This is a genomic window from Rhodopseudomonas sp. (assembly GCF_048594845.1).
Taxonomy (GTDB): Bacteria; Pseudomonadota; Alphaproteobacteria; order Rhizobiales; family Xanthobacteraceae; genus Rhodopseudomonas.
This window is the reverse complement of the sequence record NZ_JBMDXE010000278.1, coordinates 24842-37432: the sequence shown is the minus strand read 5'-3', so window position 1 is coordinate 37432 and position 12591 is coordinate 24842. Positions and strand designations below refer to the sequence as shown.

10 protein-coding genes are annotated in these 12591 nt (G+C 66.7%); 1 reads left to right on the top strand and 9 read right to left on the bottom strand.

From position 1 onward, the window contains the following. From ACOJTD_RS18175 to ACOJTD_RS18145, 7 genes are all read right to left on the bottom strand, one after another. The coding region (locus ACOJTD_RS18175) for a DUF4118 domain-containing protein (protein WP_420134276.1) at window positions 1–2212 on the bottom strand (2212 nt) is incomplete at its 3' end. Between the two features lies 1 nt (window position 2213). Beyond that, window positions 2214–2834 (bottom strand): K(+)-transporting ATPase subunit C, encoded by a 621-nt coding sequence (locus tag ACOJTD_RS18170; protein WP_420134275.1) that lies wholly within the window; start codon window positions 2832–2834, stop codon window positions 2214–2216. Window positions 2835–2845: 11 nt separating this feature from the next. Beyond that, on the bottom strand, window positions 2846–4918 hold the full coding sequence (kdpB, locus tag ACOJTD_RS18165; RefSeq protein WP_420134274.1) for a potassium-transporting ATPase subunit KdpB: 2073 nt from the start codon (window positions 4916–4918) through the stop codon (window positions 2846–2848). A gap of 15 nt (window positions 4919–4933) precedes the next feature. Continuing rightward, window positions 4934–6637, bottom strand: a complete 1704-nt coding sequence (gene kdpA / locus ACOJTD_RS18160; RefSeq protein WP_420134273.1) for a potassium-transporting ATPase subunit KdpA — start codon at window positions 6635–6637, stop codon at window positions 4934–4936. 10 nt (window positions 6638–6647) lie between these two features. Next, complete coding sequence (gene kdpF, locus ACOJTD_RS18155; protein ID WP_156332441.1) at window positions 6648–6737, bottom strand: K(+)-transporting ATPase subunit F; 90 nt, start codon at window positions 6735–6737, stop codon at window positions 6648–6650. 222 nt (window positions 6738–6959) lie between these two features. Further along, window positions 6960–9677, bottom strand: a complete 2718-nt coding sequence (locus ACOJTD_RS18150) for a bifunctional diguanylate cyclase/phosphodiesterase (protein WP_420134272.1) — start codon at window positions 9675–9677, stop codon at window positions 6960–6962. A 204-nt stretch (window positions 9678–9881) separates the two neighbouring features. After that, window positions 9882–10286, bottom strand: a complete 405-nt coding sequence (locus tag ACOJTD_RS18145; RefSeq protein WP_420134271.1) for a hypothetical protein — start codon at window positions 10284–10286, stop codon at window positions 9882–9884. Between the two features lie 431 nt (window positions 10287–10717). On the opposite strand from ACOJTD_RS18145, the gene ACOJTD_RS18140 reads away from it, so the two are divergent. Next, on the top strand, window positions 10718–10912 hold the full coding sequence (locus ACOJTD_RS18140; RefSeq protein ID WP_378385684.1) for a hypothetical protein: 195 nt from the start codon (window positions 10718–10720) through the stop codon (window positions 10910–10912). Here the strand turns inward: ACOJTD_RS18140 and ACOJTD_RS18135 are convergent. Continuing rightward, on the bottom strand, window positions 10909–12171 hold the full coding sequence (locus tag ACOJTD_RS18135) for an acyl-CoA dehydrogenase family protein (RefSeq protein ID WP_420134270.1): 1263 nt from the start codon (window positions 12169–12171) through the stop codon (window positions 10909–10911). The genes ACOJTD_RS18140 and ACOJTD_RS18135 overlap by 4 nt on opposite strands. 73 nt (window positions 12172–12244) lie before the next feature. Then, entirely contained in the window at window positions 12245–12589 is a 345-nt protein-coding gene (locus ACOJTD_RS18130; RefSeq protein WP_420134269.1) for a c-type cytochrome, read from the bottom strand. Between the last annotated feature and the right edge of the window lie 2 nt (window positions 12590–12591).

The window sequence follows — 12591 nt, the reverse complement described above, 5'->3', positions numbered from 1 at the left end:
GGCGCAGTTCGAGCGCGCCGGATTCGATCCGGGTGATCGACAACAGGTTGCGCACCATCTCGTCGAGGCCTTCGGCCTCTTCGCGGATGTTGGCGAGCAGGTCGCGCGTCGCCGCGTCGTCGAGCTTGTCGCCGTAGGTGGACAGACTCGTGGCCGAGCCGAGGATCGACGACAGCGGCGTGCGGAAGTCGTGCGAGATCGAGGCTAGCAGCGTGTTACGGACGCGCTCGGTTTCGGTCGCGGTGCGGGCGCTCACCATGTCGCGGGTCAGCGCGGCGCGCTCCAGCGCGGCGGCGGTCTGTTCGGTGAGCGTATCGAGCAGCGCCTGCGCTTCGGCGTCGAGAGCCGGGCTGTCCTTGTGCTGCATCACGCCGATCACGCCGTAGGTCGTGGTCCCGGTGCGCGCCGGCACGAAGCGCCACGGCACGATCGGCAGCGTGCCGGTCTCGAATCCGGCCGGCTCGTTATGCGTGAAGGCCCAGCGCGCCGCCGTCATGGCGGCTTCGTCGAGCGCGTCTTCCGGCGGCCAGGCGGCGGCGAGCGCCAGATCGTCGCCGCGCGGCAGCAGCACCATCACCGGCCGGCCGAGGCTGGCGTGGATCTCGCTGGCGGCGCCCTCCGCAATGTCGTCGCTGGTGGCGAGGCCCGACAACCGCCGCGTGAACTCGTACAGCCGCCGCATCGCGCGGACGCGGCCGGCGGAAATCCGCGCCTGCTCGCGCAGCCGGCCGGCGAGCGTCGCGGCCACGAAGGCGACCACCAAGTACACCAGCAGCGCCAGCAGTTCGTAGGGCTCGGCGATGGTGAAAGTGTAGAGCGGTGCGATGAAGAAGAAATTGTAGGCGAGGAACGACAGCACCGAGGCGAAGATCGCCGGCCACACGCCCGACTTCACGGCGCTGAACAGCACCGCCATCAGAAATACGACGGATAGATTGGCGGCCGGAATGATCTGGCCGACACCCTTGCTGACCAGCACGGCGCCTGCGACCGCCATGGCGGCGTAGAGGAAATGCGCCGGCGTCGAGGCCTCGAAGCGCGCCGCGAGCGAACGCTTCGGACGCTCGCCGGTCTCCGTATGGATCGGCACCAGATGCACGGCAATGTCGCTGGAGCGCTGCATCAGCTGTTGCGGCAGCGAGCGCGACAGCATCCGCCGCCACGTGGTGTCGCGCGGTCGCCCGATCACGATCTGGGTGACGTTCTCGAACCGCGCGAAGCGCAGCAGCTCGTCCGGGATATCGGCTCCGGTCAGCGTGTGGATCTCGGCGCCGAGGCTCTCGGCCAGCTTCAGCGCCTCGTCGATCTGTTTTCGCGCAGCAGTGTCCGGATTGACGCCTGAGCGCTCGACCGTGACGGCGATCCACGGTGCGTCCATCAGGTCTGCGAGCCGCTTGGCGGTGCGCACCACGCCAGGCGAGCCGCTGTCCGGCCCGACGCAGGCGAGGATGCGCTCGCCCGCCGCCCACGGCCCCTCGATGGCGTGCGCCTGCATCCGCTCGACCAGCGCGGCGTCGACCCGCTCGGCGGCGCGGCGCATCGCCAGTTCGCGCAGCGCGGTCAGATTTTGCGGTTTGAAGAAGCTCTCGACCGCGCGGGCGGCGGTGTCCTGGACATAGACCTTGCCCTGCGCCAGCCGCTGCAACAGCTCGTCCGGCGGCAGGTCGACCAGCACGATTTCGTCGGCGCGGTCGAACGCCTTGTCGGGCACGGTCTCGCGCACCCGAATTTTGCTGATCTTCAGCACGACGTCGTTGAGGCTTTCGAGGTGCTGGATGTTGAGCGTGCTCCAGACGTCGATGCCGGCGGCGAGCAGTTCGTCGATGTCCTGCCAGCGCTTGGGATGCCGGCTGCCCGGAACGTTGGTGTGGGCGTATTCGTCGACCAGCAGCAGGCTCGGCCGCCGCGCCAGCGCGCCGTCGAGATCGAATTCGCGCATCACCCGGTTGCGATACACGATCGGGCGGCGCGCGAGGAGTTCGAGGCCCTGCAGCAATTGCTCGGTTTCGAGCCGGCCGTGGGTCTCGATAAGTCCCGCCACCACGTCGCGGCCGCCGCTCAGTTCGCTGCGCGCCGCCGACAGCATCGCGTAGGTCTTGCCGACGCCGGGGGCGGCGCCGACGAAGATCTTCAGCCGGCCGCGCCCCTCCTTGCTGGCGAGCGCCAGCAGGGCGTCGGGCGAGGCACGCGTGGTGACGGTCGAGGTCGCCAAATCAGGATCCCGATTGCTTCGGAGCCCGCAGTCTATCCAGAGCGAGGTTTAATTTCAGTACGTTGACGCGCGGTTCGCCGAGCAGGCCGAGGTCGCGGCCGCTGCTCTGCTGCTCCACCAGCGCCCGCAGCGCGGCCTCCGGCAGGTTGCGGGCCTTGGCGACGCGCGGCACCTGGAACAGCGCCGCTTCCGGCGAGATGTCGGGGTCGAGGCCGCTGGCCGAGGTGGTGACGAGATCGACCGGCACCGGCTGGCCGGGATTTTCCTTCTGAAGCGCCGCGACGTCGTCCTTGAGCCGGTCGGCCAGCGCCTTGCTGGTCGGGCCGAGATTGGAGCCCATCGAGTTGGCGGCGTTGTAGGGCGCCGGTACCGTCTTGGTGGCGTCCTGCGGGTCGGGCGCGGTGGTGGCCGAAGGACGGCCGTGGAAGTAGGTCGGCGCGGCGAACGACTGGCCGATCAAAGCGGAGCCGATCACCTGGCCGTCCTTTTCGATCAAGCTGCCATTGGCCTCGGTCGGCAGCAGCACCTGGGCGAGGCCGGTCATGGCCAGCGGGTAGATCAGGCCGGTGAGGCAGGCGAGGGCCGCGAAGGACACGATCGCCGGGCGGATTTCTTTCAACATGACGTCACCTTTCAGGCGAGATGGAGAGCGGTCACCGCAAGATCGATGACCTTGATGCCGACGAACGGCAGCACCAGGCCGCCGAGGCCGTAGATCAGCAGATTGCGCCGCAGCAGCGCGGCCGCGCCGACCGGCCGATAGGTCACGCCCTTCAGCGCTAAGGGAATCAGCGCTATGATGATCAGCGCGTTGAAGATGATCGCCGACAGGATGGCGCTCTGCGGCGTCGACAGCCCCATCACGTTGAGCGCACCGAGCTGCGGATAGAACGCCACGAACATCGCCGGGATGATGGCGAAGTACTTGGCGACGTCGTTGGCGATCGAGAACGTGGTCAGTGCGCCGCGCGTCATCAGCAGCTGCTTGCCGATGCCCACCACCTCGATGAGCTTGGTCGGATCAGAGTCGAGATCGACCATGTTGCCGGCTTCGCGTGCCGCCTGAGTGCCGCTCTGCATCGCGACGCCGACGTCGGCCTGGGCGAGCGCCGGGGCGTCGTTGGTGCCGTCGCCGCACATCGCGATCAGCCGGCCGTTGGCCTGCTCGGTGCGGATGTAGCGCAGCTTGTCCTCGGGTGTCGCCTGGGCGATGAAATCGTCGACGCCCGCTTCCGAGGCGATCGAGGCGGCGGTGACCGGGTTGTCGCCGGTGATCATCACCGTCTTGATGCCCATCCGCCGCAGCGCCGCGAAGCGCTCCTTGACGTCCGGCTTCACTACGTCCTTGAGGTGGATGACGCCGAGCAGCCGGTCGCCTTCGGCGAGGCCGAGCGGCGTGCCGCCGGCGCGGGCGATGCGGTCGACCGCGGCGCGGAACGCCTGCGGTTCGGCGACATCGGCGCCGGAGGCGTCGCGGACGAACTTCAGGATCGAGTCGACCGCACCCTTGCGTAGTTTACGCGCGCCGAGATCGACGCCGGAGAGCCGCGTCGTCGCCGAGAAGGCGATGAAGCGGGCGTCGGCCGGCGCGGCCTCCTGGCTGAGACCGAACTTCTCCCGCGCCAGCGCCACAATCGAGCGGCCCTCGGCGGTCTCGTCCGCCTGGCTCGCCAGCAGCGCGGCCTCGGCGGCTTCGGCGTCGCTTACACCCGGCACCGGGATGATCTCCGAGGCGAGGCGATTGCCAAAGGTGATAGTGCCGGTCTTGTCGAGCAGCAGCGTGTCGATGTCGCCGGCGGCCTCGACGGCGCGGCCGGACATCGCCAGCACGTTGAAGCGTACCAGCCGGTCCATGCCGGCGATGCCGATCGCCGACAAGAGCGCGCCGATCGTGGTCGGGATCAGCGTCACGAACAGCGCCACCAGTACGATCACCGAGATCGAGCCGCCGGCGTAGGTGGCAAAGCTAGGGATCGTCACGGTGGCGAACACGAAGATGATGGTGAGGCCGACCAAGAGGATGTTGAGCGCGATCTCGTTCGGCGTCTTCTGCCGCTCGGCGCCTTCGACCAGCTTGATCATGCGGTCGAGAAACGACGAGCCCACCGCCGAGGTGATCTTCACGATGATCCGGTCGGAGATCACCGTGGTGCCGCCGGTCACCGCCGAGCGGTCGCCGCCGGATTCGCGGATCACCGGCGCGGACTCGCCGGTCACCGCCGCTTCGTTGACCGAGGCGATGCCTTCGACGATGTCGCCGTCGCCCGGGATGATGTCGCCGGCTTCGCACAGCACCAGGTCGCCGACCTGCAGATGCTCGGCGGCGACGCCTTCGTAGAGCTCGTGATTGCCGTCCATCAGCAGCCGCTTGGCGACCGTCGAGGCGCGGGTGGCGCGCAGCGTGTCGGCCTGCGCCTTGCCGCGACCTTCGGCGACGGCTTCGGCGAAGTTGGCGAACAGCACCGTGAACCACAGCCAAATCGTGATCTGCAGTTCGAAACCGATGTCGCCCTGGCCGGTGACGAGGTCGCGCACCAGCAGCACGGTGGTGAGCGCGGTGACGATCTCGAGCACGAACATCACCGGGTTCTTGATCAGCGTGCGCGGGTCGAGCTTGACGAAGGCCTGACCGATCGCCGGCAGCAGTATCGTCGGATCGAGCATGGTCGACGCCTTGCTCCGCTTGCTTATTTTCGAGGCTTGCATGGATGTGACTCCGGATCAGTAAGCGGCGCCGTTCAGCATCGCGAGATGCTCGACGATCGGGCCGACAGCGAGTGCGGGGAAGAAGGTGAGGCCGCCGACGATCACGATGACGCCGACCAGCAGGCCGACGAACAGCGGACCGCCCGTCGGGAAGGTGCCGCTGGTGGCGGCGACCTTCCGCTTGCCGGCAAGCGACCCGGCGATCGCCATCGCCGGCACGATCATCCAGAACCGGCCGAAGAACATCGTCACCGCGCCGGTGAGATTGTAGAACGGCGTGTTGCCGGTGAGGCCACCGAACGCCGAGCCGTTATTGGCGGCCTGCGACGTGAAGGCGTACAGCACTTCCGAGAAGCCGTGCGGGCCGGCATTGGCCATCGACGCGACCGCCGGCGGATACACCACGGCGATCGCGGTGAAGCCGAGCATGAACAGCGGCAGCACCAGGATCGCCAGCATCGCCATCTTGACCTCGCGGGCCTCGATTTTCTTGCCGACATATTCGGGCGTGCGGCCGACCATCAGTCCGGCCAGGAAGATGGTGACGATCACGAACAGCAGCATGCCGTAGAGGCCGGCGCCGACGCCGCCGATCACGATCTCGCCGAGCTCCATGTTGATGATCGGGATCATGCCGCCGAGCGCCGTGAAGCTGTCGTGCATGGCGTTGACGGCGCCGCAGGACGCCGCCGTGGTCACCACGGCGAACAGCGCCGAGGCGACGATGCCGAAGCGGACTTCCTTGCCTTCCATGTTGCCGCCGCTCAGGCCGAGCGACTGCAGGATCTGCGTGCCGTTGGCCTCGGCCCAGTAGCAGACCGCGACGCCGGCGATGAACAGCGCGCCCATCGCGGCGAGGATCGCCCAGCCCTGGCGCTGGTCGCCGACCATGCGGCCGAACACGTTGGTGAGCGCCGCGCCGAGCGCGAAGATCGACAGCATCTGCACGAAGTTCGACAGCGCGGTCGGGTTCTCGAACGGATGCGCGGCGTTGGCGTTGAAGAAGCCGCCGCCATTGGTGCCGAGCATCTTGATGGCGACCTGCGAGGCCACCGGGCCGAGCGCGATCGACTGCTTGCCGCCTTCGAGCGTCGTCGCGTCGACGTAAGCGCCGAGCGTCTGCGGCATGCCTTGCCACACCAGAAACAGCGTGAAGATCACACTCAGCGGCAGCAGCACGTAGAGCGTGCAGCGGGTGACGTCGACCCAGAAATTCCCGACGGTGTTGGCCGACGCGCGGGCGAAGCCGCGGATCAGCGCGACGGCCAGCACGATGCCGGTCGCGGCCGACAGGAAGTTCTGCACCGTCAGGCCGAGCATCTGCGACAGATACGACATCGTCGTTTCGCCGCCGTAGTTCTGCCAGTTGGTGTTGGTGAGGAACGACACCACGGTGTTGAAGGTGAGGTCCGGCGCCACCGCGGACTGATCCGCGGGATTGAGCGGCAGCACGCTTTGCAGCCGCAGCAGGCCGTAGAGCAGCACGAAGCCGGCGGCGTGAAACAGCAGCATCGCGACCGTGTAGGTCAGCCAGTGCTGCTCGCGCTCCGGATCGACGCCGCAAAGGCGATACAGCCCGGCCTCGACCGGACGCAGCACGAAGGACAGGGGCGTGGTCTGGCCGTTGAAGACGCGGGTGAGATAGGCGCCGAGCAGAGGCGTCAGCGCCACGATGATCGCGCAGAACAGCGCGATCTGGGTCCAACCGATCAGGGTCATCGCGATGCTCCTAGAATCGCTCGGGGCGCAGCAGCGCGTAGACCAGGTAGATCAGCAGCAACGCGCTGACCGACGCGGCGAACAAATAGTCGAACGTCATTGGATGGCTCCTCAAATCCGTTCGCACGCATAGGCGTAGCCGATGGTTACGGCGAACAAGGCGAAGCCGGCGAGGAGCATGAGAATGTCGAGCATCGAAGCCTCCTGTGATGGCTTCGATCCAGCTAGGCCTCGGCCCATAAGGAAGCGATGCGGAAACAGCGCTGCGGGCATAAAGCCGGCATAAAGACCCGGCTCAGCTTCGGCAGATCGGAGGGGTCGTTCAGGCGGCCCGGATGCCGCGGTGCTCGTCGAGCAGCGTGCGGAACTTGCGGGCAGGCACGGCCGGGCTGAACAGCCAGCCTTGCATCTGGGTGCAGCCCAGCGCCCGCAGGATGTCGCGCTGACGCTCGGTTTCGACGCCTTCGGCGGTCGTGGTCATGTTGCGCGACGCCGCGATGTTGACGACGGCCTCGATGATCGCCTTGGAGGTGTCGGTGCCTTCGACGCTGTCGACGAAGGTGCGGTCGATCTTGATCTTGTCGAACGGGAAGCGCTGCAAATAGCTCAGCGACGAATAGCCGGTGCCGAAATCGTCGAGCGAGATCCGGACGCCTAGCGTGTGGAGCTGGTTCAGCGTCGTCAGCGCGGCATCGTCGTCGTGGATCAGCACCGCTTCTGTGACTTCGAGTTCGAGCCGGCGCGCCGGCAGTCCGGTCGATCCGAGCACCGAGGCGACCAGCAGCGCCAGCGTCTGCTGCCGGAATTGCACCGGCGAGATGTTGACGGCGAGGGTGATGTCGTCGCTCCACTGCGCCGCCTCGGCGCAGGCCGCCGCCAGCGTCCAGCCGCCGATCTCATTGATCAGTCCGGTGTCCTCGGCGATCGGAATGAACTCGGCCGGCGAGATCAGGCCGCGGGTCGGATGCCGCCAGCGCAGCAGGGCCTCGCAGCCGGTGATGGCGTCGGTGCGCAGATCGACCACCGGCTGATAATGGATTTCGAAGCCGCCGCCCGCGATGGCATGGCGCAGATCGAATTCGAGTTCGCGCCGGGCGCGCGCGACGGCGTCCATCTCGGGCTCGAAGAACCGGAAGGTGCGCCGGCCGCCGGCCTTGGCGCCGTACATCGCGAGGTCGGCGTTCTTGACGAGCTGATCGATGTCCTCGCCGTCGCCGGGCGCGATGGCGATGCCGATCGACGCATCGGTGGACAGATGATGACCCAGACACTGATACGGCGTCCGGATCGCCCGATGGATCTGCTCGGCCAGGATGGTGGCGCGATTGCTGTCGCCGGCGCTGGCCGCGATGATGGCGAACTCGTCGCCGCCGAGGCGGGCCACGAAGTCGCCGGCATCGACGCAGCCACGGAGCCGCACTGCCACCTGCTTCAGCAGTTCGTCGCCGACCGGATGCCCGAGCGTGTCGTTGATGCTCTTGAACTCGTCGATGTCGATATACAGCAGCGCGAAGGTGCCGCCGCGCTGGCTGCGCTGCAGTTCGAGCTCCAGCCGCTGCCGGAACAGGCTGCGGTTCGGCAGATCCGTCAGGCTGTCGTAGTGAGCGAGGTAAGCGATGCGCTCGCTGTCGCGAATGCGTTCGGTGATGTCCTCGTGGGTCGAGACCCAGCCGCCGCCCGGGACCGGCACGCTGGAGATCTGAATCGACCGATCGTCCGAGCCGTGGATCGCGGCGGCTTTTTCAACGATCACCGTCTGGATGATCCGGCTGCAATATTCGTCGACGTCGCCCTTGAACGAGCCGAGGTCGCGGCGATGCGCGACGATGTCGCGGAAGCTGCAGCCCGGCTTCACGATGTCCGGGGACAGCCCGTACATGTCGATGTAGCGCTGATTGCAGACCACCAGCCGCGCCTGAGCGTCGAACAGCAACAGGCCCTGCGACATGTTGTTGATCGCGGTGTTGAGCCGCTGCTTGTCCACCGCCAGTTTGGCCTGCGTGGCCTGATGATGCTTGCCGACCTGCCGGATGATGAGCAGCAGGATCACCGCGACGACCAGCGCCGACACCGCGGCGGCGCCGATCAGCAGCCGGGTCTGCTTGCGCCAGGCCGCCAGCGCCTCGTCTGACGTCGTGGCGGTGACGACCACGATCGGCAGATTCCTGAGCGCGTGCGACGACACCAGGCGGTCGCGTTCGTCGATCGGACTCTTGAGCTGGGCGGCGACGTTGGCTTCGAACAGCCGGGCCCGGTCGATCGCCGGCGACCGGACATTGTGGCCGATCTTGTCGTCGGCATGCGGATAGCGCGCCATCAGCACGCCGCTGCGGTGGTGAATCGAGATCGCGGAATCGCCGCCGAGCGAAACCGATGCGAGGAAGTGCTCGACATAGGAGGGCGTGAGGGACCGGCTGACGACGCCGAGAAACTCGCCGTCGGCGCTGACCAGCCGCTGTGCCATCACGATGATCCAGCCGCCCGCCATCGTGTTCTGGATCAGCTCGACGGTGATCCGCGGGGCCTTGCCGGCCTTGTGCGCCTTGAAGTAATCGCGCTCGGCGATCGACAGCTCAGGGACCGGCCATTGGGCCGAGCTGTTGATCAGCACGCCGCGGTGGTCGAAGATCGCGAGCTTGGAGATGTCGGGACCCGACTGCGTCTTGGCGCGCAGCATTTCGTGCGCCTCGAGCGTCGCCATTTGGCCGCTGAAGATCTCCGGCGAATTGAACGGCGACTGCCGGGCCATCGTGACGACGTCCGCCTGGGTCGTCAGAAAGTCCTCGAATTCCCGCTCGTAATGATGGGCCAGCAGCATCGCCGTGTTGGCGAGCTCGCGTTCGCTGTTCTTCAGCGCCTTGCCGCGGAGATCCCCGACCATCGCGGCGGTGACGGCGGCGATCAGCGCAATCAGCAGCGCACCGCATCCCATCAGCAGCGCCACGGGGCGATGATGCAGGATATTACCGACTGTGGCGGGGTCCGCTTTGCCTGGCGGGTCCGCAGCGACGCCGGTGTCGATGCGCGGGTTGATGTTCATGCCGACAGGAATAACTACCAGTGATGGAAACAGAGTTAGCAATCACGGTAATCAAACCTTAAAACGGAACTCTGAAACGAGCCGGCACCTCTGGCGCGTGCCCCGCGGCCTGCGGGCGGCCGACGAAAGCAAAAGGCCGGCACCCGAAGGGGCCGGCCTTTGAAATGATTTACGATTTCCGACGGCTGTGCGGCGGCGGTCGGATCAATTGATCCGCGAGCCGGGCTGCGTCGATGCCGAGCTGGTGTTCCGGTACACTTCGAAGACGCCGAGCGCGATCGCCGCCACGTAAATGAAGACGACGAGGTTGCGCGGCAGCAGCATCGAGACGGCGATCAGCGCCACTGCGATCGTGCACGCCTTCACCAGTTTCTGCTCGTCGACGAACAGCGCCTTGAAGCGGTCGAGGTTCTCGGGCTTCCACAGCGGCGGGGTCAGCGACTGCAGCCCGAACTTCTCCCACGCGCCCTTGAAGCCGAGCTCGCGCGCCCAAAGCAGGAACAGCGCGATCACGAAGGCCAGCAGGGCGACCACGGCGCCCGGCGGGCCACCCGCGTAGCCGATCACGACGACGAGGGCGACGGCAAATGCAGCGAGCCAGAATTGCATGTGAGCTACCTATGTTCACCCGGGGACGCGGGTGCCTTTCGGGTTCGTCCCTCAGGTTGTCCGCGCGCATCGCGCGGCCGGAAGGACAGGTGACTAAGCACGTCGGCGCGCTCGCGGAGGACGCTGAAATGACGTCCACGATCAGGCCCGCGGAGTGACCGGCACACGCCGATGCCAGTTTTGTTCAAATAAAACGAACCAGAAACAGCCGCCAGTCAGGCTAATTGCTGACAGTGGCCATCCGACGAAAGTCATTCGCCGACGCCGCAGATCCGTCGCGAGGGCGCTGTGGTGGAGTGACGACTAAGCGTTGCCGGATCGCAATTTTGCCGGTCCCGCCGTACCGCCATCGGTATTCCTACGAGCCGGTAATTTAATCTCTGCGTAACGACGTTTCCCGAATAGTCGCCGCGACGGAGATCAGCACCATGATGACTCAGACACTGGAAACGACCGACGTGAAGGAAGCACGGCGCTCGCGGATCGCGCAGTTCAGCGGCCGTGCGGCGACCCTGAAGGTCGGCGGTTCGTCGATCACCGGCATCGTTCGCGCGGTGAAGGAAGACAAGAGCGGCGAGACGCCGCGCTGGATCGTGACGGTGATCGAGAAGCCGCAGCGGGCCTAGCCGACCAAAGAGGCCGGCGGAATGAACTGACAGGCGTTACGGCCGGCCTGTCCGCGGGCTCTGGCCAGCTCCGCCCGCGCCACCACGCGCAGATGGACTTCGTCCGGCCCGTCCAGAAAGCGCATCGCCCGTCCCCAGGTCCACAGATACGACAGCGGCGTATCCGGCGTCAGTCCCATCGCGCCGAACACCTGCATGGCGCGGTCGACGATACGGGTCTGCAGCCGTGCAGCCACAAGCTTGATCGCCGAGACATCGACCCGCGCCGCCGCATTGCCCTCGCGGTCCATGCGATGCGCCGCCTTCATCACCAGCAGCCGGGCTTGGTCGATCTCCAGCCGCGATTCCGCGATCCAGTCCTGGATGTTGGCGTAATCGGCAAGGTGCTTGCCGAACGTCTTGCGCTCGAGCGCCCGCTCGCACAACAGTTCGAGCGCGACCTCGCATTGCCCGATCGTCCGCATGCAGTGATGCACGCGGCCCGGTCCGAGCCGGTCCTGTGCCAGCCGGAAGCCTTTGCCTTCCTCGCCGAGCAGATTGGCGACCGGCACGCGAACGTCGCGGAACAGCAGCTCGCAATGCCCCTCGGGCGAGTGATGATGCATGATCGGAATGTCGCGGACCACGCTCAGGCCGGGCGTATCCATCGGTACCAGCAGCATCGAATGCCGCTCGGTCGAGGACGGGTCGAGATGCTCGCCGGTCATCCCCATCACGATCGCCAGCCGGCAGTTCGGATGCGCCGCGCCGGTGATGAACCATTTGCGGCCGTTGACGACGTAGTGGTCGCCGTCACGCGTGATGGTCGTTCGGATGTTGCGGGCGTCGGACGATGCGGCGTCGGGTTCGCTCATCGCGAAGCACGAGCGGATCTCGCCGATCAGCAGCGGCTCCAGCCATTGGGTGCGCTGCTCCGGCGTGGCGGCGAGCTGCAGCAGCTCCATGTTGCCGGTGTCGGGCGCATTGCAGTTGAACACCTCGGAGGCCCAGTGGATGCGGCCCATGATCTCCGCGAGCGGCGCGTATTCCAGGTTGCTCAGCCGCTGGCCGGGATCGTCGTCGCCGAGGCCGGGCAGAAACAGATTCCACAGGTCCTCGGAAAACGCCCGCGATTTCAGTCGCTCGATCAGCTCTAGCGGATAGCGGCCCGCCGCGGTCTCGCGATGCCAGGTGAGGTTCGCCGGCTCGACGTGAAAGGTCATGAAATCTGACAGCTGCGCGCGGAGTCGTTCAACCTTCTCGCTGTATTCGAAATCCATGCTGCTGCGGCCTTCAAGGAGGAAGCCGCAACGCGGCGCGAGGAGGGTTATCAGCCGTGATGCGTCGGTAGCCTCAGTTACGCTTGAGACTGAGGATGTAGCGGACGATGTCGTCGGCGTCGGCCGGCGAGATCACGACGTTGGGCATGTTGGTGTGGCTCGAGCGCAGAAACACCTTGAGCGACAGCTCGGTCGCGGACGGCATATCGGCGATGTGCTGAAACGCCGGTCCCTTGCCTCTCGTGCCCTCGCCGGGCTCGATCGCATGGCACTCTTTGCACCAGCTCGCCGCCAGGCGATGCCCGGCCGCGACCGCGTCGGGCAAGGCGGTCGCTTCGGCGCGGTGCGGCCGGGGCATCAGCAGCACCGCGGTCAGGGCCAGCACGGTCGCGAGCGGACGGAGGACGTCCCGCGACATCG